Source organism: Pseudomonas sp. A-RE-22, assembly GCF_019956035.1.
GTDB lineage: Bacteria > Pseudomonadota > Gammaproteobacteria > Pseudomonadales > Pseudomonadaceae > Aquipseudomonas > Aquipseudomonas brassicacearum.
Map to the genome: position 1 here is coordinate 89,957 of NZ_JAHBCZ010000005.1, position 26,554 is coordinate 116,510.

22 protein-coding genes are annotated in these 26,554 nt (G+C 63.3%); 8 read left to right on the forward strand and 14 right to left on the reverse strand.

The window, feature by feature from the left end:
* Window positions 1-7: 7 nt before the first annotated feature.
* The 6 genes from araD1 (at window position 8) to KGA89_RS30500 (ending at window position 4,925) form a co-directional block, all read left to right on the forward strand.
* Window positions 8-1,000, forward strand: coding sequence for an AraD1 family protein (araD1, locus tag KGA89_RS03325; protein ID WP_079305527.1), 993 nt, complete (start codon window positions 8-10; stop codon window positions 998-1,000).
* 12 nt (window positions 1,001-1,012) lie between these two features.
* Window positions 1,013-2,593, forward strand: coding sequence for an aldehyde dehydrogenase (NADP(+)) (locus tag KGA89_RS03330; protein WP_223470589.1), 1,581 nt, complete (start codon window positions 1,013-1,015; stop codon window positions 2,591-2,593).
* A gap of 236 nt (window positions 2,594-2,829) precedes the next feature.
* The gene (locus KGA89_RS03335) at window positions 2,830-3,126 is read left to right on the forward strand and encodes a DUF5629 family protein (protein WP_043042412.1); all 297 of its coding nucleotides are present in this window, start codon (window positions 2,830-2,832) and stop codon (window positions 3,124-3,126) included.
* Complete coding sequence (locus KGA89_RS03340) at window positions 3,113-4,288, forward strand: lactonase family protein (protein WP_223470590.1); 1,176 nt, start codon at window positions 3,113-3,115, stop codon at window positions 4,286-4,288. Before KGA89_RS03335 ends, KGA89_RS03340 begins: the two co-directional genes overlap by 14 nt.
* Window positions 4,289-4,444: 156 nt before the next feature.
* Window positions 4,445-4,624 (forward strand): hypothetical protein, encoded by a 180-nt coding sequence (locus tag KGA89_RS03345; protein ID WP_003202673.1) that lies wholly within the window; start codon window positions 4,445-4,447, stop codon window positions 4,622-4,624.
* A gap of 175 nt (window positions 4,625-4,799) precedes the next feature.
* Window positions 4,800-4,925, forward strand: a complete 126-nt coding sequence (locus KGA89_RS30500; protein WP_003202672.1) for a hypothetical protein — start codon at window positions 4,800-4,802, stop codon at window positions 4,923-4,925.
* A gap of 143 nt (window positions 4,926-5,068) precedes the next feature.
* Here the strand turns inward: KGA89_RS30500 and KGA89_RS03350 are convergent, their stop codons facing one another.
* The 9 genes from KGA89_RS03350 to KGA89_RS03390 form a co-directional block, all read right to left on the reverse strand.
* A complete protein-coding gene (locus KGA89_RS03350) occupies window positions 5,069-5,671 on the reverse strand; it encodes a glutathione S-transferase (protein WP_223470591.1) in 603 nt (200 codons plus the stop codon).
* Window positions 5,668-9,309 (reverse strand): AAA family ATPase, encoded by a 3,642-nt coding sequence (locus KGA89_RS03355; protein ID WP_223470592.1) that lies wholly within the window; start codon window positions 9,307-9,309, stop codon window positions 5,668-5,670. The genes KGA89_RS03350 and KGA89_RS03355 overlap by 4 nt, the downstream gene beginning before the upstream one ends.
* Window positions 9,306-10,550: an exonuclease SbcCD subunit D C-terminal domain-containing protein gene (locus tag KGA89_RS03360; protein ID WP_223470594.1), complete on the reverse strand. Its 1,245-nt coding sequence runs from the start codon at window positions 10,548-10,550 to the stop codon at window positions 9,306-9,308. Before KGA89_RS03360 ends, KGA89_RS03355 begins: the two co-directional genes overlap by 4 nt.
* A 226-nt stretch (window positions 10,551-10,776) precedes the next feature.
* Entirely contained in the window at window positions 10,777-12,414 is a 1,638-nt protein-coding gene (locus KGA89_RS03365) for a BatD family protein (protein ID WP_223470596.1), read from the reverse strand.
* Complete coding sequence (locus KGA89_RS03370; protein ID WP_223470598.1) at window positions 12,411-14,147, reverse strand: tetratricopeptide repeat protein; 1,737 nt, start codon at window positions 14,145-14,147, stop codon at window positions 12,411-12,413. The genes KGA89_RS03365 and KGA89_RS03370 overlap by 4 nt, the downstream gene beginning before the upstream one ends.
* Entirely contained in the window at window positions 14,144-15,223 is a 1,080-nt protein-coding gene (locus KGA89_RS03375) for a vWA domain-containing protein (RefSeq protein WP_223470599.1), read from the reverse strand. The genes KGA89_RS03370 and KGA89_RS03375 overlap by 4 nt, the downstream gene beginning before the upstream one ends.
* Entirely contained in the window at window positions 15,216-15,710 is a 495-nt protein-coding gene (locus KGA89_RS03380; protein WP_223470601.1) for a DUF4381 domain-containing protein, read from the reverse strand. Before KGA89_RS03380 ends, KGA89_RS03375 begins: the two co-directional genes overlap by 8 nt.
* A complete protein-coding gene (locus KGA89_RS03385; protein WP_003202656.1) occupies window positions 15,707-16,651 on the reverse strand; it encodes a DUF58 domain-containing protein in 945 nt (314 codons plus the stop codon). Before KGA89_RS03385 ends, KGA89_RS03380 begins: the two co-directional genes overlap by 4 nt.
* Before the next feature lie 9 nt (window positions 16,652-16,660).
* Window positions 16,661-17,620 (reverse strand): AAA family ATPase, encoded by a 960-nt coding sequence (locus tag KGA89_RS03390; protein WP_003202654.1) that lies wholly within the window; start codon window positions 17,618-17,620, stop codon window positions 16,661-16,663.
* A gap of 584 nt (window positions 17,621-18,204) precedes the next feature.
* Here KGA89_RS03390 and KGA89_RS03395 point away from each other — a divergent pair.
* A complete protein-coding gene (locus KGA89_RS03395; protein ID WP_223470603.1) occupies window positions 18,205-18,573 on the forward strand; it encodes a DUF6124 family protein in 369 nt (122 codons plus the stop codon).
* 164 nt (window positions 18,574-18,737) lie between these two features.
* On the opposite strand, the gene KGA89_RS03400 is transcribed toward KGA89_RS03395, so the two are convergent.
* The 5 genes from KGA89_RS03400 to KGA89_RS03420 form a co-directional block, all read right to left on the reverse strand.
* Complete coding sequence (locus KGA89_RS03400; RefSeq protein ID WP_223470605.1) at window positions 18,738-19,715, reverse strand: NAD(P)-dependent oxidoreductase; 978 nt, start codon at window positions 19,713-19,715, stop codon at window positions 18,738-18,740.
* Window positions 19,716-19,730: 15 nt separating this feature from the next.
* On the reverse strand, window positions 19,731-21,029 hold the full coding sequence (locus KGA89_RS03405; RefSeq protein WP_003202651.1) for an MFS transporter: 1,299 nt from the start codon (window positions 21,027-21,029) through the stop codon (window positions 19,731-19,733).
* Window positions 21,030-21,115: 86 nt separating this feature from the next.
* Window positions 21,116-22,096, reverse strand: a complete 981-nt coding sequence (locus KGA89_RS03410; protein WP_223470607.1) for a sugar kinase — start codon at window positions 22,094-22,096, stop codon at window positions 21,116-21,118.
* The gene (locus KGA89_RS03415; protein WP_013693551.1) at window positions 22,089-22,871 is read right to left on the reverse strand and encodes a sugar phosphate isomerase/epimerase family protein; all 783 of its coding nucleotides are present in this window, start codon (window positions 22,869-22,871) and stop codon (window positions 22,089-22,091) included. The genes KGA89_RS03410 and KGA89_RS03415 overlap by 8 nt, the downstream gene beginning before the upstream one ends.
* Window positions 22,872-23,024: 153 nt before the next feature.
* Window positions 23,025-24,050 (reverse strand): LacI family DNA-binding transcriptional regulator, encoded by a 1,026-nt coding sequence (locus KGA89_RS03420; protein WP_013693550.1) that lies wholly within the window; start codon window positions 24,048-24,050, stop codon window positions 23,025-23,027.
* A gap of 255 nt (window positions 24,051-24,305) precedes the next feature.
* On the opposite strand from KGA89_RS03420, the gene KGA89_RS03425 reads away from it, so the two are divergent.
* Entirely contained in the window at window positions 24,306-26,459 is a 2,154-nt protein-coding gene (locus KGA89_RS03425; protein ID WP_223470609.1) for a WG repeat-containing protein, read from the forward strand.
* Window positions 26,460-26,554: the final 95 nt, after the last annotated feature.

Genomic DNA, 26,554 nt, shown 5'->3' on the forward strand with positions numbered 1-26,554 from the left:
GAAAGATATGCGTTTAGTTCAGTTCGAATTGAGTAACGGCGAACGCCGCGTCGGTGTGGTCGAGGGCGATCAGGTGCGCGAAGTGCAGGGCGCTCGCACCGTGCGTGACCTGGCGCTGGCGGCTATCGAAGCGGGCGTGAAGCTTGAGCAGCAGGTCAACGGCCTGGGCCTGGGGGCGAGCCATGACTACGCCCGGTTGCTCAGTGACCTGCGCATCCTGCCGCCACTGGACCACCCGGACCCGGCGCACTTGTTGGTCAGCGGCACCGGCCTGACCCACCTGGGCAGCGCCTCGGCCCGGGACAAGATGCACCAGCAGGCTGGCGACGAAGCGGCCATGACCGACACCATGCGCATCTTCAAGTGGGGCGTGGAGGGCGGCAAGCCCCAGGCCGGGCAGGCTGGCGTGCAGCCGGAATGGTTCTACAAGGGCGACGGCAGCATCGTTGTCCGTCCGGGTCATCCGTTCCCGTTGCCGCCCTTTGCCGAAGACGCTGGCGAGGAGCCGGAAATCAGCGGCCTGTATGTCATCGGCCACGACGGCAAGCCCTATCGCCTGGGCTTTGCCGTGGGCAACGAGTTTTCCGACCACGTGATGGAGCGCAAGAATTACCTGTACCTGGCCCATTCGAAATTGCGCAGTTGCAGTTTTGGCCCGGAACTTCGCGTGGGTGAACTGCCTCAACATCTGTCCGGGACCAGTCGTATCCTGCGCAACGGCGAAGTGCTGTGGCAGAACGAATTCCTCAGCGGCGAGGCGAACATGTGCCACAGCCTCGAAAACCTGGAATTCCACCATTTCAAGTACAGTCAGTTCCTGCGACCGGGGGATGTCCACGTTCACTTCTTCGGCACCGCGACCCTGTCGTTCGCCGATGGCATCCGCACGCAGCCGGGGGATGTGTTCGAAATCAGCCAGGCTGAATTCGGCGCGCCGCTGGTCAACGGTATTGCCCCGGTGGACGCGGTGTTCAACCCGGGTACTATCGGCACACTTTAAAGGAGACTTGCGATGAACCAGATCCTTGGCCACAACTACATCGGCGGGGCGCGCAGCGCAGCCGGCCAGACTCGCCTGCAGAGCGTCGACGCCAGCACCGGCGAGGCCTTGCCCCATGACTTCGTCCAGGCCACGGCAGAAGAAGTCGACGCCGCCGCCAAGGCCGCGGCGGCGGCTTATCCAGCCTACCGCAGCCTGAGTGCGGTGCGCCGGGCCGAGTTCCTCGAGGCCATTGCCGATGAGCTGGACGCCTTGGGCGATGCGTTCGTGGCCGTGGTCTGCCGTGAAACCGCGCTGCCGGCGGCACGGATCCAGGGCGAGCGCGGTCGTACCAGCGGCCAGATGCGTCTGTTCGCCAAGGTCCTGCGTCGTGGCGATTTCTACGGTGCACGCATCGACCGGGCGTTGCCTGAGCGCACGCCGTTGCCCCGTCCGGACCTGCGCCAGTATCGCATTGGTCTCGGGCCAGTGGCGGTGTTCGGCGCCAGTAACTTCCCCTTGGCATTCTCCACCGCCGGTGGCGACACTGCGTCGGCCCTGGCGGCCGGTTGCCCGGTGGTGTTCAAGGCCCACAGTGGCCACATGGCGACCGCCGAGCACGTGGCCGATGCGATCATCCGCGCGGCTGAAAAGACCGCGATGCCGGCGGGTGTGTTCAACATGATCTACGGCGGTGGCGTTGGCGAATGGCTGGTCAAGCATCCGGCGATCCAGGCCGTGGGGTTCACCGGTTCCCTCAAGGGCGGGCGTGCCCTGTGCGACATGGCGGCCGCACGGCCGCAGCCGATCCCGGTGTTTGCCGAAATGTCGAGCATCAACCCGGTGATCGTGTTGCCACAAGCGCTGGAAACCCGTGCCGAGAGCGTCGCCCGCGACCTGACCGCCTCGGTGGTGCAGGGCTGCGGTCAGTTCTGCACCAACCCTGGCCTGGTGATCGGTATTCGTTCGCCGCAGTTCACCGCCTTCACCCAGCAAGTGGCGGCGTTGATCGGCGACCAGGCGCCCCAGACCATGCTCAACGCCGGCACGCTGCAAAGCTACGGCAAGGGCCTGCAGAAGTTGCTGGCTCACCCGGGCATCGAGCATTTGGCCGGGCGCGAGCAGCAGGGCAACCAGGCCCTGCCGCAGTTGTTCAAGGCTGACGCCAGCCTGCTGATCAACGGTGACGAAGCGCTGCAGGAAGAAGTGTTCGGCCCGACTACGGTGTTTGTCGAAGTCGCGGACCAGGCGCAACTGGGCGCCGCGCTGCACGGCCTGCACGGGCAACTGACGGCAACGATGATCGGCGAGCCAGCGGACTTCGAACGGTTCAGCGAACTGACTCCGTTGCTGGAGCAGAAGGTTGGCCGCATCCTGCTCAACGGTTATCCGACCGGGGTGGAGGTGTGTGATTCGATGGTGCACGGCGGGCCTTACCCGGCGACGTCCGATGCCCGTGGTACGTCGGTGGGCACCCTTGCGATCGATCGTTTCCTGCGTCCGGTGTGCTTCCAGAACTATCCTGACAGCCTGTTGCCCGAGCCGCTGAAGAACGCCAACCCGCTGGGGATCCTGCGGTTGGTGGATGGCGTGCCGGGGCGCGAGGCGCTCTGACGGTTGCGGTGAGGCCGTTACATTCAAGTTGAATGTGCCGGCCTCATCGCGAGCAAGCTCGCTCCCACAGGGGGGCTTTGGTGAGTACAGAGTTTGTGTTCGCTGAAAATCCAACTGTGAGCGAGCTTGCTCGCGATGGCGGTTTTGCAGGTGACACCGTTTTCGAACCTTATGGCCCAAGGCCCAAGCCCACATTGGGTTATCATGACTACTTTCCCAATGACCGACTGATCACCATGACTGCCGTAACTGACACCCTGCTCAATGCCCTTCACAAATGCGACATGCTGATCATAGACGGGCTGCATGCATTCGATTTTTACCTCGACGAGCAGGACCAATTGCACGTCGAGTGCATGAACGGTCGCACCCTCGAGTACTGGCGCTTCACGCCAGCGCAGATGCAGGCGGCGACCTTCGATAAAGCCACGAACCACTGGATCATCACCAGCGATTCGGGCGACCACCACTTGGAGTGCGTGGAAGCCACCAGCGGCCACGACGATGAGGACGAAGAAGATGAAAATGCGTAGTCTCTGGCCGCTGTTGATGGCCGGTAGCATGGGCGCCATGGGTGTCCAGGCAGGTACCGATGAACACCATCAACTGCTGGTGGGCTCCTACACCGCCGGCCAGAGCCAGGGCATCTACCGGATGCAATTCGACAGCCGCACCGGCCAGCTCGATGCCAACCCGTTGCAAGTGATCAAGACCGAAAACCCTTCGTGGCTGACCCTTTCCAAGGACATGACCCGGCTGTTCGTGGTCAACGAAAACGGGCCGGGCCAGAAAGACCCGGTGGGCAAGGTCAGCAGCTACGCCATTGACCCGAAGACCCATGCACTGAGCCTGATCAACCAGGTGCAGTCCCTGGGCAACGAGCCGACCCATTCCAGCCTCAGCGGTGATGGCCGGCATCTGCTGGTCAGTAACTACTCGGTGGTGGAAGACCCGGGCGGCACCCTGGCGGTATTGCCGGTAGGCGCCGATGGCAAGCTGGCGTCGGTGGTGCAGTTGAGCAGTCATCAGCCGAGCAAGGTCAACCCTGAGCGGCAGATGTCGGCCCATGTGCACGCCGCAGTGTCCTCGCCCGATGGCAAGTACGTGTTCGCCAACGACCTGGGGGCGGACAAGGTGTTCATCTACCGCTACGACCCCAAGGCCAATCCAGAGCTGCCATTGACCGCCGCCGATCCAGCCTTCGTGCAGTTGCCACCCGGCAGCGGCCCGCGTCATCTGTTGTTCAGCGCTGATGGCAAGCACGCCTGGCTGACCATGGAAATGAGCGCGCAAGTGGCGGTGTTCGATTATCAGGATGGCCGATTGACCCAGCGTCAACTGGTCGACCTGGCGGCTGGCAAGCCGCAGCCGGGCAGGGCGGCGGCTGCGCTGCATGCTTCCGCGGATGGCAAGTTCCTCTACGTCAGCAACCGTGGCACCACCAACGAAGTGCTGGTGTTCGCCATCGACCCGGCCGCCGGCACGCTCAAAGAGCTGCAGCGACGCTCGGTCGAAGGCGATCATCCACGGGAGTTCAGCCTCGACCCGAGCGGGAAATTCCTGCTGATTGCCAACCAGAAGAGCAACCAGATCGTGGTGATCGAGCGCGATCCGAAGACCGGCCTGCTGGGTAAAACCGTGCAGAAAATGCCGATGGATGCGCCCAGCGATTTGAAGTTCATCGTCCGTCAATAGAGCGTAGGCCCCGTTTTTCGGGGCCTGCGCCGTTGTATCAACGAGACTGATATTCGCAAGTGATGTAAAGCATTTCAACGCGGGACGCCTCGGCGCGTAAGTTTGCTTCACGGCCCAACCGGGCAAGTCAGCCAACTGAATCCGAGGTCTACCGCCATGAATCTGAATCTCTTCTCCGTGATCGCCGCTTCTGCCATCTCTGCCACCGTGGCGCTGCCCGCCAGTGCCAGCGTCGAGATCAGCGACAAGAAAAATCGCACCCAGAGCTACACCGAGAAATACCTGCAACAAAGCGCTAACTTCTATGCGGCGTTGGACCACAAGACCCAACACTGAAATATCGCGCAACGACCGAAGCCTGCGATCTTTTCATCTTCACCGACCCTCAGGTGCAAGAGAAAAGATCGCAGGCTTCGCCGTTTCTGGAGAAATCCTGCTGTAATATCACTTGGCCATGTGTTTAAATTTGACGCTGATAAATTGACTCCTTTGCCGATTAAGGACCGACACCATGGCGATGCGTCTGGCGGTGATGCTGCTGTTTCTCTATTCCACTCCGATTGTTTCCGCGGCCCAGCCAGATTCCGGCGAGTTGGAAGCGGCGCGTGAGCGATTGTTGAGCTTGCTTAGCGACTGATTGGATCTGGTCATAGAGATTGTGTGGGAGCAAGGTTTGCCCGCGATACAGTCGACTCGATTTCTGAAGGACCGCATCGTCTTCATCGCGGGCAAGCCTTGCTCCCACAGATATTCCCTCGCCACAGGGTTGTGTGCAGGCTGCTACTTGGCCATGATCGCCACGAACAGCTCGCAATCCAGGAACCTCTGCAACCAGTCTTGTAGCCGAGGGTAGGGCGCCTGGGCAAACCAGTCGCGGTCGACGTGGGCGAACTGCCGTATGAAGGGCATCACTGCCACGTCGCCCAGGCTCGGGTGATGCGCCGCCAGAAACGTCCGGGTCTCAAGCAAGGCCTCCAGCCTGCGCAGAAAGCTTTCACCCTCGCTACGGTAATGTTCCTTCGGGTACTCGGGATGGCGCTCGGGGTATTTGTAGTGATTCAAGTGCAGCTTGAATACCTGGTCGTTTTCCTCGATCAACGCCGCTGTCAGCGCCTGGCCTTCGGGGTCGTCCCGTAGCCTCCAGTCTTGCGGATCGTGCTGGGCCAAGGCCCAGTTCATGATCTCCAGGCTTTCATCGATCACCCGGCCATCGACCTGCAGCACCGGCACCGTGCCTTTGCTGGAAAGCGCGAGCATCTCGGCTGGCTTGGCCTTCAGGCTGACTTCGACAATATCCAGTGCGACCGCGCTGTAGCGCAAGGCCATGCGCGCCCGCATCGCATAGGGGCAGCGGCGGAAGGAATAGAGCGTGGCGTGGCTCATTTCACCTCCACTGTGCTCAAGCCGTTGCCCTGGCGACGCACCTGGATCTGCACCGGGATCCGCTCGTGCATTTCCTGCACGTGGGAGATCACCGCGACCTTGCGGCCCTGGGCCTGGAGGCCGTCGAGGGCGTCCATCGCCAGTTGCAGCGATTCGGGGTCGAGGCTGCCGAAGCCTTCGTCGATGAACAGCGATTCGATCTTCAGTGTGCTGGACGCCATCGAGGCCAGGCCCAATGCCAAGGCGAGGGAGACCAGGAAGGTTTCGCCGCCGGACAACGAATGCACCGAGCGCAGTTCATCGCCCATTTCCGTGTCCATCACCAGCAGCCCGAGCATGCTGCCGCCGCGCTTGAGCCGGTAGCGGCGCACCAGTTGCCGCAGTTGGGCATTGGCGTGGTGCACTAGCAAGTCGAGGTTGTAGGCCTGAGCCAGCTTGCGGAAACGGTCGCCGGTGGCCGAACCGATCAGGGCATCGAGGCGCGCCCAGCGCTGGTACTCGTTGTAGGCCTGTTCGATCTGCTGGGCCAGGGCCTGGTTGGCGTTCTGCCGGCGCTGGTCTTCGGCCTGTTCGGCGCGCAGTTCGGCGCAGTGCTGTTCGCTTACGGCGAATTGGCCTTGCAGTTCGGTGAGAGCCTGGGCGAGTTGCTCAGGCGCCAGGTTGCCATTGTGTTGGGCCTGGTGGTTTTGCAGGCGCTGCTCGCGTTCGGTGAGCAGGACTCGGGCTTGTTCGATGGCTTTTTCGCTGTTGAGCAAGCGCTGGCGCAACTGGCTGACGTGTTGCTCGTCCAGGCCGAGCAGGGCCTTGAGGGCGGCATCGTCCAGTTCCGGATGGGTGGTGCGCCATTGCGCGATACCGGCGGCCAGCGCCTGGCGTTCGTGGTCCAGGGATTGCGCCTGTTCCTGTCGGGCCTTGAGTTCGGCGGCCAGTTGCACCAGATCGTTGCGCAATTGCTGCAACTGCTGATTGGCCGTCGCCTCGGCATCCCGCGTCTGTTCCAGGCGCTGGTCGAGTTGTTGCTGCCACTGTTCGGCGCTGGTGTGCTCGCCGAGCAATTGCGTGAGTTTCTCCTGGCAGGCCTGTTGTTGCTCGCTCAGGGCGCTGAATTGCAGGCGGGCCGCTTCCAGTTGCTGGAGGCGGGTCTGCTGGCGGTCCTGTTCTTTCTCCAGGGTCTGCTGGCGCTGGAGCTGTTCGCCCAGTTCGTCGCGCTGCTGTTCCAGTTGCTCCAGGCGCTGGGCGATCTGCTGGTCGAGCTGCAAGAAGGTTGCGGCGGGTTCGCTGCGCAAGGCTTGCAGGGTGTCAGCGGGTAGCAGGGCGCTGAAGTGGCTCAGTTCCTCGGCCAGGCGCTGGCGGTCGCGGGCCAGCTCCTGCTGCTGGTTGCCCAGGTGCTGTGAGGCCTGTTGGCTGGCTGCCTCGGCTTCACGCAGCCGCTGCGCCATGCGCGCGGCGTCCTGCTGCAGGGTCAGCAGGGCGGTTTGCCGTTGTTCGTCCTGGCTGATGCGCAGGTTCAGTTGGCTGTTCTGCTGGGTCAGCCAGGCGTCGCGCTTGTTCGCTTCCTGGGCCAGCAGTTGCGCCGACAACGGGTGGGCTTCAAGGCTGGGTGCCAGGCTCTGTTGCTGGCTGGCGAGCTGTTCCTGCTGCTGTTTGAGTTCCTTGAGCTGGGCGATGACCCCGCTGTATTGCGCCCGCAGGTCGATGACTTTTTCATTGAGCAGGTCGACGGCCTTGCGGGCGTTGGCCTCTTCGGTTTCATCAAAGCGCCCGAGATTTTCCAGCAAGGCTTCGGGCTGATGATAAGGATGCTCGATGCTGCCACACACGGGGCAGGGCTGTTCATCCTGCAACTGTGCGCGCAGTTGCTCGACGCTTTCGCTGCGGGCCAGGCGCTGGCGCTCCAGCAGTTCACGGGTGACGGTCAGGGTCTGTTCGGCAATGGTCAGTTCGGCCTTGGCTTCGCCGCCTTCACGCACCAGCCGGTCACGTTCCTGCAACGCCCGTTGCTGGCGTTGTTCAAGTTCGGCGCCGCGTTTGTCCAGCTCTTGCTGACTGGCCCACAGCCGGGTCAGGTCTTCAAAAGCACGCAATTGCTTGCGGTTGTCTTGCAGCAGATTGCCAAGCAACTGGATCTGTTCGGCCACTGCCTCCGGCTCGGCACCGGCTTCCTTGTAGAGCACTTCGAGGTCTTGCCGGTGGGTGGCCAGTTCCTCGGCGGCGCGGGCGGCGCCTTGTTCCAGTGTGGCGAGTTCGGCCTGGCCCTGGTTCAGGCGATTGCCGATCAGCATCAGTTGTTGGAGGCGATCGCGATAGGCGTTCCAGGCATCGCTGAGCGGGGTCAGGTGCGTGCTTTGTTCCAACGTGCCGGCGATGCGCTGCAAGCGCTCTGCCACCTGCCTTTGCTGTTCGAGCAAGGTGTCGATGGTGCGCTGGCCTTCGGTGCAGGCCTGCTGTGCCTGTTCCTGGCGCTCGGCGCCCTGGCTGGCGTCCCTGGCGAGGCGGGCCAGGGTACTTTGCTCTTCAAAGGCCTGGCGCAGCAACGGCGCGCTGTCGCTGCTGTGTTGCCGGGCCGCAGCCAGCGCCAGTTGCGCGGCGCCCAGGCTTTTTTCCAGTTCGGCCTGCTGGTCATGGAGATTGAGCTGCTGCTGGGTAAGCTGCTGGATCTGCACGGCCAAGGGATCGAGCTGTCGGCTCAGTTCGGCCTGGCGGATGAACTGATGGCGCTGGGGCGCCAGTTGCTCCAGGCGGACCAGTTTCAGGCGTTCGTCGGCCAGGGCGTTCCAATCGGCCTGGGCCTGTTGCAGCTGTTCGGCGGCGCCGGCGTGTTCATCCTGCAACAGGCCCAGGTCACGCAGCCAGGTGTGCTGCTGCTCCAGTTGCTTGAGTTGTGCCTGTTGGGCCTTGAGTTGTTGCTGGGCGTCGTTGAAACGCTGGTCCAGCTCGGCCCGGGCCTCGGGGGCCAGCGGCGTGACACCGGTGGCCTGGTCCTGCAATTGCCGGTGGCTGTCCTTGGCTTGCTTGGCCTTGTCGAAGGCGCGGCGGCCGAGGCGGGTATACAGGGCGGTGTCGGTGAGCTTTTCCAGCAGTTCACTGCGATCGTTGTCATCGGCCTTGAGGAACGCGCTGAACTCGCTCTGGGCCAGCAGCACGGCCCGGGTGAACTGTTCGAAGTTCAGGCCCAGGGCCGCTTCGAGCTGGGTCTTGTATTCGCCTTTCTGGCTCGCCAGCAGTTGATCGTTGTCCAGGTCCCGCAGGCTCTGGCGGCTGGCTTGCAACTTGCCGCCGGCTTTTTCCCGGGCGCGATTGGCTTCCCAGCGGGCCCGATAGCGGCGTCCGTCGATGCCGCGAAAATCCACTTCGGCATAGCCATCGCCGGTACCTCGGCGCAACAGCGTGCGCGGATCGCCCGTGGCAATCTCGCCATCGACGTCCGGTACCTTGGCGTCACGCCCGGTGTTATTGAGGCGCGGCACGGCGCCGAACAGCGCCAGGCACAGGGCGTCGAGCAGCGTGCTCTTGCCGGCGCCCGTGGGGCCGGTAATGGCGAACAGGCCGGCGCTGGCCAAGGGTTCGGCGGTGAAATCGATTTCAAACGGCCCGGCCAGGGACGCCAGGTTCTTGAGGCGGATCGCGAGGATCTTCATGGCTGCTCGCTCTCCATCTGCACGTCTTGCAACAGCACGGCAAAGTCCTTGAGGGTCTGTTCGTCCACTTCGTTGCCGTAGGTGTCCTGCCAGGCGCGGCTGAACAACTCCTGCGGGCTGAGTTGATCCAGCTCCACCAGCGCGCTGCCATCATCGGCACTGCCAGCGCCACCGTTGCCGGCATACTCGGCGGCGATCCGCACCAGGCGTACGGCCTTGCCTTGCAGTGCGGTCTCCACCTGGTGACGCAGGTCCGGCTGCGGCTCATCGAGGCGCACCCGCACTTCCAGCCAGGGTTGGCGCTGGACATCGGCCAGCAGGTCGATGTCGGGCAGGTCCTTGAGTTGCACCAGGAGATCGGCCAGTGGCGCCGGGCCCAGGCGTTGCAGGTTGACGGCCCGCGGGATCAGGCGCGGCTCGACCTTGACCAGGGCTTCGCCGTCCAGGGTGATGTCGAGGATCTGATGCTGATAGCCGATCTCCGAAAATGACAGCGGGATCGGCGAACCGCTGTAGCGGATACGCTCTTCACCGTTGACCTTCTGCGGCTTGTGCAAGTGGCCGAGGGCGACGTAGCTGATGCTCGGGCCGAACAGGCTGGCGGGCAGGGCCTCGGCGTTGCCGATGATCAGGCTGCGCTCGGAATCCTCGGACACCGAACCACCGGCCATGTGCGCATGACTGATGGCGATCAGCGCCTGGCCTTTCTTGCGCTTGCTGTTGGCCGCGGCGATCAGCCACTCATGCACCTGGCCGATGCCTCGCAGGTAGTCGTCGCCCAGTTGCGCACCGGTGACTTCGGCAGGGCGCAGGAACGGCAGGGCCAGGCACCACGCCTTGACCTTGCCTTTGGCATCGGGCAACGGCAACAACAGGCGCTCGACGTCCAGTTGACCGTCGTCCAGCCACAGCACCCGGCCCAGGGCATGGGTGCGCAGGCGTCGCATCAGCGGCGCAGGCAATTCGATCCGCGAGCCGGAGTCGTGGTTGCCGGCGATCATCACGATGGTCAGGTTGGCGTTCTGTTCATGGGCGCTGACGATGAAATCATACAGCCGCTCCTGGGCTTTGACCGGCGGGTTGACGGTGTCGAAGATGTCGCCAGCGATCAGCAATACGTCGGGCTTTTCGTGGGTCAGTTGACGCAGCAGCCAGTCGAGGAAGCAGGCGTGTTCGAAATCGCGTTCCTGGCCGTGCAGGTTTTGCCCCAGGTGCCAGTCGGAGGTGTGAAACAGACGCAAGGTGAACTCCAGGAAACTGATGATGGCCGCGGTGAAGAAGAGGGCGGCTAAAAGAAGCAGAGTTTACTGGGAAACCGGGGCTAGGACTTGTTCAACTTTGCTGGATCTATGAACACTGATCCTGTGGCAAGGATATTTATGTGGGAGCAAGGCTTGCCCGCCATGCTCCCACCCGTTTTGCTCGCACATAAAACCCCTCGCCACAAAGGCTACGAAAAAAGCGGGTTTATTTGGGGTAAAGCGGCGGCAACCCCGAATCACCCGCCGAGCCCAGCCCCCCTTCGGTGGGCGGGATGGTGCGGATGGCCCGCCACAAGTCTTCACCCTGCCAATGCTGGCCGGTTTCGCTGTAGAGCGCGCCGTTGAGGCCGTCCAGGGCGTCGGACAGCGGCACGAAACGCGCCGCCATGTCGGCCAGGGTTTCCGGCTGCTGGCGGGCCCAGGCGTCCAGGGCCTGGCGGGTGGCGTGGGGGTCGTTGGCCAGGCAGGTACGTTTGAGATCATCGAGCAGGGTGCGTGGACTCGGTCCGGTCTGGGTCGAGCGCAGGATTGCCGGCTGCCAGCGGGCGCGCCACCACAAGCCAAAGCCCAGCAGCGTGGTGCAGGCGAGGAGGAAGGTGCTCAGTTGCCAGTACCACAGGGCCTCGCTGTCGACCGTTGTCACGATCTGCGTCGTGCCGGCCGGCGTGTCCACCATCAGGCTTGGATTATTCGCCACTTGCAGGGTCCGTGCCGGGAGGCTCGTGCGGTCCAGGTGGTCTTCCAGGGTGTTCCACCAGACCACTTCCACCGGTGGCAGCTCGATGGTCCCGCTGCGGTTGGGCACCAGGGCCTCGCGGTCTTCGCGGCTGCCCACCAGCCCGCGCTCGCTGTTGCGGCTGCTGAGTACCGGTTGGTCCGGATAGCGTCGCAGGCCGTTGATCTCCGTGGCCGGTAGCGGTGGCAACTGGGCGCTGGCCAGGCCTTCGGCTTCCAGGGTCAGGCTGCGGGTCAGGGAATCGCCCACCTGGCTGTGGGTCGGTTCCGGGCTCCAGCTTTCACTCAAGGACAGGCTGCGTGCGGGTAGCCAGGGCACGTCGGCCGGATAACTGTCAGGCTTGGGCTTGACGCGCAGCAACAGTTGCGTGGAGCTTACCCGCATCAACTGGCCGGGTTTGGGGCCCGAAGGTACGGTGTCCTGGGCCACCGGCTCGACCAAGGTGGCACTGAATGTCTGGGCCGGAATCGTCAGTTCGCCGCTGCGTTGCGGATAGATGCCGTAGCGCAGTTCGATCACGCCATGGCGGACATCGTTGATGACTTTTTCATAAGTGCGCGATTCGCCCAGTTGCTCGGTGCGGGCATCGGGAATGTGCAGCGGCGTGAGGCTGCTGTCGTCGTACAGCGACACCGAATGGTAGATGCGCAGGGTCAAGATCGCCTGGGCCTGAACATACACTTCGGTCTGGTCGAGGCTGGCCTCGATGAACACTGCTGCCAGGGGCTGGGAGGCGTTGCGGGTTTCGCCTTCGACCACTTGCAGGGTGATCGGCTGGCTGGTCACTTCGCCCAGTTGCAACGGCGGAATGATCACGGTGCCGCTTTGGCGCGGCAGCAGGGTCACGATCCAGCGGGTGGTGGCACGGTTCTCACCGTCGAGGGTCGTCAACTGGTTGACCTGACGGGTACCGCGCACATCGAACAAGGCCTGGAGCGGGCCCAGGTCCGGTTTGCCGAACAACGTGGCGTCGTTGGATTCCAGGGTCAGTTCCACCGTTTCCCCGGAGTTCAGGCGGCTGCGGTCCACACTGGCAGTCAGCTGTGCAGCCTGGGTTCCAGAGGCCCAGAGCAGCAACACGAGGAGGTAGGCGGTGAAGCGGGTCATTGGGTTTTTTCCTGGGCCTGATGGCTTTGCTGTTCATACCAGAATTTACGCCTGAGCAGCTCCCCTGGATTATCCGGGATCTGGCGCAGCCATTGTTCCAGTGCCTGGCGCTGTTCTTCTTCATTGCGCTGACCTGCGGCAGGACGCAGTGGCGGGGTGGTGGTCTGCTCATCGGGCAGTTCGCTGCCCGGTACATCCTGGGCGGCAGGCGGTTGTGCCGTCCGCGGGGGCTGGGACTGGTCCGATGTCGTGCTTGGCTCGTGGGAGGGTTGTCCCGGTTCGGAAGACTGGGTGGGTGAGTCGACATCCGGCGATTGCTCGGCGGGGGCCGGTTCCTCGTTTTCGGCAGGCTTGGGTTCTTCCGGTACAGCGGCCGGCTCTTTCAACAAGCTTTCCACCAGGGCCTTGTTGGTCTGGGCGGGGCGCAGGTCGGGTTGCAACTCCAGGGCCTGCTCATAGGCATCCAGCGCGGCTTCCAGTTCGCCGCTCCTGGCCAGGGCGTTGCCGCGATTGTAGTGCGCGCGGGCGTCATTGCCTTCGGCGAAGCGTCGGGCGGCTTCGCTGTATTGACCGGCTTCGTACAGGGCGACGCCTTGCCACTGGCTGTCCTCGAAGTGGGCGGCGGCTTCGGCGGGACGTTTTTGCTTGAGCAAGTGCTGGCCCTGTTGGTCGGCGCGCAGCCACAGGTCCTGGAATTCGAAGGCGTGGCCGGTTTGCGGCAACACGAACAACAGCGGCAGGCAGAACAGCCAGCCTCGCCGCCCGGCACAGGCGGCCAACAGCAGCAGGGGCAGGAGCAGCCAATAACCCTGGTCGGCCCAGGTGTCCAGGCGCAGGGTTTGTCCATCGCTGCGCAGATGGCGAGGACCGTCCAACAGACCCAGGCCGCGCAGGTCGCTGTCATCCAGGCGCGCCGGCCGGTAGCGGCCGTCCAGCTCATTGGAGAACGCCTTGAGGCCCGGGTTGTCGAGGCGCGGCAGTAGAATCGCGCCTTGGGCATCCTTGAGGTAGCTGCCATCCTCTTGGGCCACGGGGGCACCTTCCCGGGTACCGATGCCCAGCATCAGCCATTGCGTGGCGGAACCGTCCAGGGCCTGGCGAATGCCTTGGCGCTCCTGCTCATTCAGCGATGAGCCGATCAGCAGGATCCGACCCTGTCCAAGCTCGCTCTGGTCCAGCAGGGTCAGCGCCTTGCGGACCGCCAGGTCGGCACGATGGCCGCTCTGCGGCATGATCGACGGCGCGAGGGCTTCGAGCAGGTTGGCGCTGGTGGACAGGTCGTCGGACAGCGGCACCAGCGTATGGGCACTGCCGGCATAGACGATGATCGCGGTCTGGGCGTCGCTGCGGTTCTGCAACAGGTCCAGTACCTTGCGCCGAGCCTGTTCCAGGCGCGTGGGCGGGACGTCGGTGGCGAGCATTTCCGGGGTCAGCTCCAGCACCACCACCAGCGGGTCGGCGGGTTTCTGGCTGGTCTGTTCGACCCGCGCCCAACTCGGCCCCAGCAACGCCAGCACGATCAACAGCCAACCCAGGCCCAGGGCAATCCACGGCAACCGGCTTTCACGGCCACTGCCGCCACTGAGCAGCACAGCATGAAAGGCGGGAGGCAGGATCATCTGCCAGCGGCCCACGCGTTTCTGCCGGTGCCACAGTTGCCAGAGCAACCAGCCCAGCAGAGGCAGCAGCAACACGAACCAGGGGCGTAGCCAATGTGGCCAGAGGGCGATCATCGACGCCTCCGCAAGCGCAGGCGCTTGAGCCGCTGGCGCCACTCGGTGTGTTGGGCTGGCTGGAACAGCGGCTGGTTGAACAGGCGCTGCAACGGATTGTCCGGCCAGCGCGCCCGGGCCACCAGCAACATGCTCAACAGCAGCGCAACGGCCAGGGGCCAGTGATACAGCGCCAGGGCAGGACGGGCCTGGGTCGGTTGCTGGGTCACCGGTTCGAGCTGGTCGAGGGTGGTCTTGATCGCCAGTAATTGCTCACCATCCTGAGCGCGAAAATACTGGCCGCCGGTGACTTGGGCGATTTCCTTGAGTGTCGGTTCGTCCAGGTCCAGGCTCGGGTTGACGCCGAGCGAACCTGTGGTGCCGCTTTGTTCCGGGTCGGCGCCAATGCCGATCGGGTAGATTTTCACGCCTTCGTCGGCGGCCAGTCGCGCGGCGGTCAGGGGGTCGATTTCGCCGCCGTTGTTGGCGCCGTCGGTGACCAGGATCAACACGCGACTGTGGGCCGGCCGCTGGCGCAGGCGCTTGAGGGCCAGGCCGATGGCGTCGCCGATGGCCGTATTCTTGCCGGCGATACCGATGCGCGCCTCATCGAGCCAGTGGCGCACGGTGCGGCGGTCGAAGGTCAGCGGTGCCTGCAGATAGGCCTGGCTGCCGAACAGGATCAGGCCGACCCGGTCACCTTCGCGGCCTTCAAGAAAATCCCCGAGCATGTGCTGGACCAGCGCAAGGCGACTGACCTCTTCGTCTTTCCATTGCATGTCGGGAAAGTCCATGGAACCCGAGACATCCACCGCCACCAGCAGGTCGCGACCGCTGGCGGCAATGGGCAATGGCTCGCCCAACCACTGCGGTCGGGCAGCGGCGATCAGCAACAGCAGCCAGAGCAGGATGAAGGGCGCCTGTTGCCGCCAGGTTGGCAGATTGGCCCGGGCCCGCCGCCCCACCAGGCCTTCCAGGTCGCCGAGGAAACTGACTTTGAGCGCTGGCTCGCCGCTGTCGGCCGCCGGCAGCACCAGGCGCATCAGCCAAGGCAGCGGCAACAGGGCGAATACCCACGGCCAGGCGAACTCAAACATGTTTGCGAATCCAGATTTCGACCGCCTGGGTCAGGCCGGCGATGGCTTTGTCATCGAGCTTGCATTCGGGTTTGTAAGCGCCTTCCACCAGCACCATCCAGCGGGTCAGGCCAGCTGCCGGGCAGCGGTTATCCAGGAAAGCCAGCCATTTGCGCCCGTTGAGGGTGTGGCTCTGGCTGTAGGGGTAATGGTTGCGACACAGGCGTTTGAGCAACCCGTTGAGCTGTTGCAGCCAGGCCCCAGCCGGCGCCCCATCGTAGGGTTTGGGCAGCAGGGCGAGTTCGGCCAGCGCGGCCAGTCGCACCGGGTCCAGGGGTTGTTCGGCACGGGGGCCGGTGCGCTTGGCGGGAATGAACCGGCGCAACTGCCACAGGCCCAGGCCCAGCAAGGGGATCAACACCAGCAGCAACCACCAGCCCGGCGCGGGAGGCCAGAAACCGATAGGGGGCGGCGCTATCAGTGGCTGCAATTTATCCAGGTTGCTCATCGACTTTTCCCGGCCCGCTTGGGGTTCAGGTATTCGCGCAGTTGCTCGACCATGTCGCCCTGGGTGCTGAGGGGCATCATCAGGATCCGCAGCTTCTGCGCCAGTATTTCCCAGCGCTCCTGGCGTGCCTCGGCCTGGGCGCGATAGGCCTGGCGCAGTTCGAAGTTCAGGGTGTCGAGCTCCAACTGTGAAGAGTGTTGGGCGAAGCGCAGCAGGCCGGCGGCGGGCAGGGCGTGATCCAGCGGGTCCGACAGCGGCAGCAGCAACAGGTCGCAATGGCGCGACAGCAAGCTCAACTGCTGTTCGGCGCTGTCGGACAACGCACGCTCGTCGCAAATCACGATCACCAGGCTGCCGGGCCGCAGTACTTCCCGGGCGCGGCGCAGGGCGATGCCGAACGAGTCGCGATCCGGCTCGCCTTCGGTGTGCAGTGACTGATTGACCCGCACCAGCCGGTTGAGCAATTGCAACAGGCTCTGTTTGCTGCGCCGCGGCTTGACCTCGTAATGGGTGTTATTGCCGAACACCAGGCCGCCGACCCGGTCGTTGTGCCCCAGCGCGGCCCAGCCGATCAGGCTGGCGGCCTGGGCGGCGAGCACCGACTTGAACATCAGCCCCGAACCGAAGAACAGCCGGTGGCTTTGCTCGATCATGATGAAGATCGGCCGCTCGCGTTCTTCGTGGAACAGTTTGGTGTGGGGCTCCTGGGTCCGGGCGGTGACGCGCCAGTCAATGGTGCGTACGTCGTCGCCGGCCTGGTAGACCCGCACCTGGTCGAAATCCACCCCGCGTCCGCGCAGCTTGGAGTGATGCAGGCCGATCAGCGGACTGCGCTGTCCCGGTGTCGAGAACAACTGCACCTCGCGCACACGATGGCGCATCTCGATCAGCTCCGAAAGGCTGACGCGGATGCCCGGTGCGGGCGCCAACGGGTTATTCATGACTCATGCTCAAGCGACAGCGACGACGTCGAGAATCCGCTGCACGACCCGGTCCTGGTCGATGCCAGCGGCCTCGGCTTCGAACGACAGGATGATGCGATGGCGCAGCACGTCGAACAGCACGGCCTGGATATCTTCCGGGCTGACAAAGTCGCGTCCGGCCAGCCAGGCGTGGGCACGGGCGCAGCGGTCCAGGGCGATGGAACCCCGCGGGCTGGCGCCGTAGGCGATCCACTCGGCCATTTCCGGGTCGAACTTGGCCGGGTTACGGGTCGCCATGATCAGTTGCACCAAGTATTCCTCCACGGCGTCGGCCATGTACAACCCGAGGATTTCCTTGCGCGCGGAGAAAATCGCCTGCTGGCTCACGCGGCGTTCGGGCTTGGTCTCGCCGTTCAGCGCTTCACCCCGGGCCTGCTGCAGGATACGGCGTTCCACCGCGGCATCGGGAAAGCCGATCTTGACGTGCATCAGGAACCGGTCGAGCTGGGCTTCGGGCAGCGGGTAGGTGCCTTCCTGCTCGATCGGGTTCTGCGTGGCCATCACCAGGAACAGCGGCGACAGTTCATAGGTGCTGCGCCCGACGCTGACCTGGCGCTCGGCCATGGCTTCGAGCAAGGCCGACTGGACCTTGGCTGGGGCGCGGTTGATTTCGTCCGCCAGCACCAGGTTATGGAAAATCGGCCCTTGCTGGAACACGAAACTGCCGGTTTCCGGGCGGTAGATTTCCGTACCGGTGATGTCGGCGGGCAGCAGGTCGGGGGTGAACTGAATGCGATGGAACTGCGCTTCGACGCCTTCGGCCAGTTCCTTGATGGCCTTGGTCTTGGCCAGCCCCGGCGCGCCTTCCACCAGCATGTGGCCGTCGGCAAGCAGGGCGATGAGCAGGCGCTCGATGAGTTTTTCCTGGCCGAGAATCTGCGTTGAAAGAAAGGTTCGCAGCGCAAGCAGCGCTTCACGATGTTCCATCGGTGACTGTTCCTGGAAAGGGTGGCCCCAGGCGTTCGGATAACGCCGGGGCTGGGGGCGTTACTTTAATGCATGGCGGGGGGTGGCGACTAACGGGATTTTGATCAGCCGTGTGAATTGTGATCAGCTTGGAAACATTGTGGGCTGGGTTTGCTTGCCATGAATCCCACCCGGACAGGCGCACTTACCCCGTGGCGAGGGAGCTTGCTCCCGCTTGAGTGCGAAGCACTCATAAAATGAAGGGGTGTTTATCCGGACGTAGGAGTGCTCTGGAACAGGCTACGTTGTCTTGCGCCATTGCCTACAACTGCGCCAGAATCCGCCGGCTTGTGCGCTTGGGAGGCAGGTTCTATCGTTTCCGGGTCGCTGATGAATCAGCGATCGGGTTTGGTAGCCCGGTTTTCTGGCGCAGGTGCAGCCTGATATAGGGGGCTTTTCGTCCTCTGTTTTATGGTGGTCATGCGCAGGGCGTCCTTGGACGCGCCGGGTTGCCAGGTAACCGGTCTACCAACCTTCGTATGGCCACCTCCCTTCGTTTGGTAGCGAGAGAGATGGCTCCAATTTTCTAATCTGGAGTTTCATCTATGTTCAAAGTAACCCCCAACCCACCGAACACCGATTCGTCCTCACCGCGCCCAAAAACCAAGTCCCAAAAACACGACGAAGTCACCGACCGAGTCCTCGACCATTACCTGAACCCCAAACCGGACAAACCCGAAGCAGAACCTGTCCCCGGCCAACTCTTCACCGTCAACAAAGACATCGACACCGAAAGCTTGCTTGCCTACCTCAGCGAAACCCTGGCTTCGGCCAATGCCATGGCCAATGACCTGGCTTTCGACCTGGACGGTTCACGCCGGCATTTCCTCCTGGGCATTCAGCAACTGATCGAACTGGGCAGCCTGCTGGCGAACCGTGCACTGGACAACATCGAAACCCGTCAGCCGACATAACCCCCGTGGCGAGGGAGCTTGCTCCCGCTGGGCTGCGCAGCAGCCCCAAACCGAGGCGGCGCGGTTCCCCATACACACCGCGCCCGCCGGGCCTGCGACTGCTACGCAGACGAACGGGAGCAAGCTCCCTCGCCACAGAAGCGCTGCTGTGCTCGGATGATTGCTCAGCCTACCCACGCCCCCGCATTCACCAGATTCACCGGGCGCTCCCCCGCCAATGCCATCAGCAAATTGTCCACCGCACAACGCGCCATCGCCTCCCGTGTCTCGTGGGTGGCCGAGCCCATGTGCGGCGTCGCGACCACGTTGTCCATCTGCAATAGCGGTGAATCCGCACTCAAGGGTTCGCGCTCGAACACATCCAGCCCCGCACCACGGATCTGCTGGTTGCGCAGGGCGTCGATCAGCGCCGCTTCATCGACCACCTTGCCCCGGGAAATATTGATGAAAATGGTTTCAGGGCGCATCTGCGCGAACGCTTGTGCACCGATCAGCCCTTGAGTCTCAGCGGTCAAGGGCAGGGTCAGGCAAATGAAGTCCGCCTGCTGCAACAGTGTCTCGAGGCTGCAATAGCGCGCGCCGAAACGCTGCTCGACCGCGGGCTTGGGTGAATGGCTGTGGTAGAGCACCGGCATGCCGAAGCCGAAATGCCCGCGTTGGGCCAGGGCCTCGCCGATGCGGCCCATACCGATGATGCCCAGGGTCTTGCCATGGACGTCGGTGCCGAAATGCCGCGGGCCGATGCTCTGTTGCCACTCTCCTGCGCGAACCAGGTTGGCCAGTTCCACCACGCGTCGAGCGGTCGCCAGGATCAAGGCGAACCCAGTGTCGGCGGTGGTTTCGGTCAGCACGTCGGGGGTATTGCTGAGCAGGATCCGGCGTTCGGTCAGGTAATCGATGTCGTAGTTGTCGACCCCCACCGAGACGCTGGCGATGGCTTGCAGGTTCGGCGCCAGGTCCAGCAGCGCCGCATCCAGCTTGAGGCTGGCGCCCAGCAGGCCGTGGGCGGCGGGGAGGGCGTCGCGCAGTTGCGCCAGGCCCTGGGCATCGAGGCGCTCGATGAGCGTGACGTGGGCCTGGGCTTGCAGACGGGCCATCAATTGAGGGGACAGCGCTTTGTACAACACCACATGCTTTTTCATGGGACGGGTCTCGATTCAGGAACGGGCGGGCGCCGGGTGTGGCGTCGCGGTATTGGAGACTTCCCGGTCGCTGGCGCCGGGCTTGAGGGCGAGGGTCAGTACCACCGACAGCAGCAAAGCGCCGCTCATCAGCAGGAAGGACATGCCAGGGGAGCCGGTGGTGCCGTTGAGGTAGCCCACCAGATACGAGCCGCCGAACGAACCCAGCGCGCCCATGCTGTTGATCAACGCCATGGCGCCGCCGGCGACGTTGGCCGGGAGGATTTCCGGAACGATGGCAAAGAACGGACCATACGGCGCGTACATGCAAGCGCCGGCGACCACCAGCAAGCCATAGGACCACCAGAAATGCTCGGCCCCCAGCAGGTAGGAGGCGTAGAACGCGACGGAGGCGATCAGCAGGGGCGGCCAGACAAAACGCTTGCGCTTCTGCGCCTTGTCCGACGCCCAGGACACCACCAGCATGCCGATCACTGCCGCCAGGTAAGGCAAGGACGATAGCCACCCGGCCTCGACCATGTTCATCTGCAGGCCGGCCTTGAGGATCGACGGCAACCACAGCACGAACCCGTAGACCCCGATGCTCCAGCAGAAAAACTGCAGCGCCAGGATGATCACCTTGGGCGAGCGAAAGGCCTCGGCGTAGTTCTTCACTGCCTTGATGCCGACCTGTTCGGCCGCCAAGGCGCTTTCCAGGTCCCGTTTCTCCTGATCGCTGAGCCACTTGGCCTGGGCTGGGCGATCATCGGCCAGGCGCCACCAGATAAAGGCCCAGAGCACCGCCGGCAGGCCTTCGATGATGAACATCCAGCGCCAGTCGAACTGCTGCACCAGGTAACCCGACACCACCGACATCCAGAGCATGGTCACCGGGTTGCCAAGGATCAGGAAGGTATTGGCGCGCGAGCGTTCGGCCCGGGTGAACCAGTGGCACAGGTACACCAGCATCGCCGGCATCACGGCGGCCTCGACCACCCCGAGCATGAAGCGGATCACGATCAACCAGTAGGCGTTGGAGACCACGCCCGTCAGGGTGGCCAGTGAGCCCCAGAGAATCAGGCTGACGAAGATCAGCTTCTTCACGCTGTGCTTTTGCGCGTAGATCGCCCCCGGTACCTGGAAGAAAAAGTAGCCGAGGAAAAACAGTGCGCCGAGCAGCGATGACAGCCCCGGGGTGATCATCAGGTCCTTGGCCATGCCCGAGGCGGCGGCAAATCCATAGTTGGCCCGGTCCAGGTAGGCCAGGCTGTAGGTGATGAACACGATGGGCATGATGTACCACCAGCGACGGGTGGCGAGGTTGAGCGTTTGCATGTCGTTGACTCCTGAGCTTGTTGTTTTTGTTGCAGCAGGTGCGTTTTGTGGTAGCTCTATCGCGAGCAAGCTCGCTCCCACAGGGGTTAACTCGATCCCATGTGGGAGCGAGCTTGCTCGCGATAGGCGGTTTCAAATTCAGCCAATAACTCGGTGCGCGTCGGCAACCCTTCCATATCCCCACGGCTCTGCACCGCGCGGCTGCCGATCCAGTTGGCGCGCTGCACGGCCTCGGTGATGGCGCGGCCTTCGAGCAACGCACTGATCAGGCCGACGGCGAAGCCATCGCCAGCGCCCACGGTGTCCACCACCCGGGCTACCGGTACGCCGGCGATAACGCCCTGGTCCAGGTGCGTGCGGTAATAGGCACCGTCCGCGCCGAGCTTGATCACGACGATTTCGGCGCCTTGATCCAGATAGAACGCGGCGATATCGGCCGGGTCGTCGAAACCGGTCAGCAAGCGACCTTCGCCGAGCCCCGGCAGGACCCAGTGGGCGAGGGCGGCGAGGCGATTGATTTGCGCAATCATGGCCGACTCGCTGGTCCAGAGGCTCGGCCTCAGGTTGGGGTCGAACGACAGGCTGCGGCCGGCTTCGCGCATGCGGGTCATCAATTCAAAGGACATCTCGCGGGCCGTGGCCGACAACGCCGGGACGATGCCGGTGGCGTGCAAGTGACGGGCTTCAAGCAGCGCTGGCGCGATGGAATCGATCGACAGATGACTGGCCGCCGAGCCACGACGGAAATACTCGACCTGCGGGTCGCTGCCATCGTCGGTACGCGACTTGAACTGAAAGCCGGTGGGGTGCGTTGGATCGACCGCTACGTGGCGACAATCCAGGCCTTCGTTTTCCAGGGTCTGCACCACGAAGCGTCCCAGGGAATCAGCGCCGACCCGGCTCAGCCACGCAACCTTGAAGTCCAGTCGCGACAGGCCGATGGCCACGTTGCTGTCGGCCCCGGCGATACGCTTGTGGAACTGGTCGACGCTGGCCAGCTCACCGCGCTGGTCAGCCACCAGCATCGCCATGGTTTCGCCGAACGACAACACATCGAACTCAGGCATGGGCAGGCTCCCGGCGCGATTGTCCGAGACGGGACAGCGTGGCGACATGTCCAGCGGTCAATTGCAACAAGTCTTCGCCTTGCAGCGGATATTCGGCGGCGCGCATCACACCGACGGGCATGTGCTTGAGCAGTTGTTCCCACAGGTGCAGGTCGGTCATGGCCGGAGGCACGGCGACCAGTTTGCCGTCGGCGCGCTGGGCCACTGCCTTGCAATGCACGTAAGCCACATACCGTCCGAGCTGTCGGGCGGCGACGGCGGCCGATTGGTCCTGCCATTGCCAGTTGCCGATGTCGAAGGTCATGCCGACGGGCAATGCGTGCGCTTCTGCTGCGCTGAAGAAACGTTGCAACGGTTCGATCCGTCCGCCTTGCAAGGTCTGGTCGTTTTCCACCAGCAACTGCACCGGGCTTGCGCCGAGCACATCCGCCAATGCCGACAGATCATGGGAGTCGGTGAAGTGCCCGAGGGAGACTTTCAGCCATGCCGAGCCGAACGCCTCGGACCGTTGCAGGGTCAGCGCCAGGGCGGGGTTGGGCCTGGACTGCCCGGCGAGCCACAGCTCCAGTGGCGACGAGAAAATACTTTGCAGCCCCTGGGCGCGAGCGCGAGCGGCCAGCTCGGCGGGCTGTTCGGTGGTGAGCAATTCTTCGCGCCATTCGATGCGCGAGGCACCGGCTGCTGCCAGCAGATCGATGAAACTGCCTTGGCCTTGTTGCCGTACCAGGTCGGCGCCGTAGCTGGAAAGACTGATGGAGACGGGTGGATTGTGCATTGTTTTTATACCTCTGAAACCGGTTTCAGTTTTGTGCAAAAAAAGGTGGTGTGCTTCAGGGCCTCATCGCGAGCAAGCTCGCTCCCACACGGGATCTGCGTCGCGCTGGAAATCCCTGTGGGAGCGAGCTTGCTCGCGATAAGGCCGGCTCGATCATCGAGAAACCCCACGCGTCGACCCACGCTCGATCAACCGCGCCGCAAAATCCAAGGTCCGCACTGGCCCTTTATCCCCACGCAAACGCTTGAGCAGACAGTCGAACGCACTGGCGCCGATCTCCGCTGTCGGTTGGGCCAGGGCCGTGATGCCGCTGCCCACCAAGGGGTACCAATCCAGATCGTCGAGGGCAATCAGGCCTACGTCGTCGAACAAGTGGCAACCGAGCTCGCGCAACACCGTCGTGGCGGCCAGCGCGGCAATGCCATTGGCACAGAACAGCGCCTTGGGGCCTTGCCCCGGTTGGGCCAGGAAAGCCTTGATGCGCGCGCTCAGTTGATCGCAGGTTTCCACCACGGCGCCGGTCAGGGCAGGGCGTCGCGCGATGCCGGTCTTGAAACTCTCGACTCGCTCGATTCGTGAGCTGGTGCCGTCGAACGGTTCGGTCACCAGCAACAGATCGCGGTAGCCCCGTTGTTCGAGGTGATCGAGGGCCATCTCGACGGCCTTTGGGTTGTCGAGGCCGACCAGGTCGCTGTCGAGTTGATCGACCTTGCGATCCACCAACACCAGAGGCATTTCGCTGCGCAGTTCAAACAGTTCGTCACGGTGGTGACCCAGGGTGTTCACGATCAACCCTTCGATGTTGTAGGCGCGCAACAGCGCCAGGTGCTGGCGCTCCTGCTCGTCATCACGGTCGGTGTTGCACACCACCAGGCTGTAGCCATGGCGACGACAGGCGGTTTCCACGCCATGCATCACGGCAATCGAATAGGGGTTGCGGATATCGGCCACCAGCATGCCGATCAGGCGTGTGCGCCCGCGCTTGAGGCCGCGGGCCATCTGGTTCGGCCGGTAGCCCAGTTCGCTGATGGCTTGCTCGATACGCCGGGCAATGGCCTCGGAGAGCAGGGCGCGGTCCTCGCCAATGAAACGCGAGACACTGGCCTTGGAGACCCCGGCGCGTTCGGCGACATCAAGCATGGTCACGCGGCTGCGCTGGGCGGCGGAGAAAGAATTCACGGATTGAAACCTGCTTATTGGATTTATTAGCGGTTCTGAAACCGGTTTCAGGAAACATCAGAATCCATCCCTCCGTCAAGGGCGACGTGTCAGAGGCACGACCGACGGTGGTTCACTTCAGCCGGACAAGGGCGACGATCCAGGCAGGTCGGCAGGCCGAAGTAACAGAACAGGCCCTCCAGGGCGATTTGCAGCGCGTAAGGCCGTGTGGTTAGCTGCCTGCCTTCCCCAAGCCCTTTGACGATCGAAGCCTCCATGAACTTCTCCCAGCCTCGCGTGAGATTGCTGTCGATACTGAGCGTGACCTTGTTGGTGCTGGGTTGTGCGTCCTACACCCTGTTTCGCCACAGCGGCGCGCCGGTGGATGAAGGTTTCGCCGCCGAGCAACTGAACGAAGGGGGCATGGAAGACATCGGCACGCTGGCACTGCCCGAGGTGGAGAGACGCCTCAACTATTTGATTCAGGACACCGGTGAAACGCTCCGTTCCCTGGAGCTGATCAGTGACGCGCAATTGAGCCTGAGTATTGAGACGACCGAGCCTGCCGACGAGCGGCCGTTGCAGTACGAACCGCTGTTTGTCCCACTCACCAGTGCGCAACTGAAAGCTGAACTGGCCTCGATCCAGGGCCTGCGTTTTGCCCAGAGGCTATTCGCCGACGGTTCCGAAGTGAGGCTCGACACCAGCAGCCTTGATCCGCTCTGGAAGCGCGCCGCGACGCCGGATGAACCGGTGGCCGAGCAGTACCTGCCGCAGCGCCTGCGGTTTCGCGATGGCAGCGAAAAAACCTTCGCCGATCTCAAGGCGCCGCCCAAGGTCGAGTCCGACGACATGATCACGTCCCATGACGCCTTCGCACTTGCGGTGAACAAGCCTCTGGCGAGTCTCGGCCTGACGGTCGCTTACCGCAGTTATCCGGCGTTCAGGAAAGTGGTCCTGGACAAGGATCACCCGAAGGTGACCCTGGACGATGGCCAGTCCTTCCAGCTCACCGCCCTGGGTGACGCCAGCGCCTCTGTGCGCCTGAGTACGCCGAAGATGTCGACCTTCGTGGTGCAGGGGCTGGAGGACGCGGGCAAGGCGCTCTACAGCAACGGCAACAACTCCCGCGCGTTCCCCTCCGAAGGCGATATCGCGGCGTTGCACGACTATTACAAAGCGCTGCTGCAGACCAAGGACGATCTCAAGCAGCTCAAGACCGGCCAGGCGGTACAGCAGCAGTTGGAGCGCCTGACCCAGGCGTTGGCCGCTCAGGTGGGGCCGTTGAAAAACACCGAGGTCGACTATCAATTCGAGGCCACCCCGCAACGCATCGTCATTCATGTGCTCGATCCGATGGAAGACAACAGCGTTGAGTTCACCCAGGTCGACAACGTCCTGGCGGAGCAGGCGCGTTACATCGCTCTGGACCGAAACGCCGAGCGCTACGGCTTCATCGACCAGGCCGGCCAGTGGTTGATCAAGCCCCGTTGGGTGCAGGTGCAAGACAGCCAGATGGCGGATACCTACACATTGTTTTCCCCGGAAAAGTCCAGCGACCCGGACTCGGACTGGCAGGCGTTGCGCAGCCAGCTCGCCTATTTTCCTGCCGGCAGCAACAAGCTCGTGGACCTGCCGTTCGAATACATCACCGAAACGTTGAGCAATGGCCTGCTGTTGGTGGAGCGGGAAACCAACGGACCTTATGGGCTCTACGATGCCAAGGGGCATCGTTTCGTATTGCCGATGAAATTCGTCAACCCCACCGTGACTGGCAACGTGTTCATCGCCCGTCTCGGCAAACGAACCGATGTCATGGAAGGCCTCTACGGCGCCTATATCCTGGACGGCAAGGAAATCCTGCCGGCGCAGTTCTCAGGCATCGAGCACAGCGAGGGTTTGCTCTACGCCAGCTCTGCCGACCGGAGTCGTCAGAACGTTTTCGACCTGGACGGTAAACGGCTCAACCTGCCGGGTGACAACGTGATAGGCCGGTTTGTCGGGCAGCAACCGCTGTTGGTGCAGGACGCTAAAAGCAGGAAGTTTGCTTTTATCAATCGCCAGGGGACGCGGCTGCCCATCAAGTTACCGTATGACGAGGTGGAACCGTTTTCCAACGGTATGGCGGTGGTCGCACGCGCCGGCAGCTATGGCGCCATCGACCTGGCGGGCATCTTGCGAGTCCCGCTGGAGTACAGCCAGCTCAACGCGTTCCAGACTCGGTACGCAGCGGCCATTCGGGCCGGTGGTGGTTCCGGGCTGGTCCTGATCAGTCAAGACAACAAACTGATCAAGGAGCTGGGGTCCTATGCCAGCCTGGAAGTGCCGGATAACGGCAATGAGGCCCGTTATTACGTGAGGGACCCGAAGGGTAGTGACGCGTACCTGGCCTATGACGCTGACGGCAATCTGGTGCAGAAAGACGAATAACAGCCGGTGCACGGATCCCTCGCCACGCAAGAGCAGTCGCCTTTGATCGTTCCTCACGCTCCGCGTGGGAATGCCGTCAGGGACGCTCCGCGTTC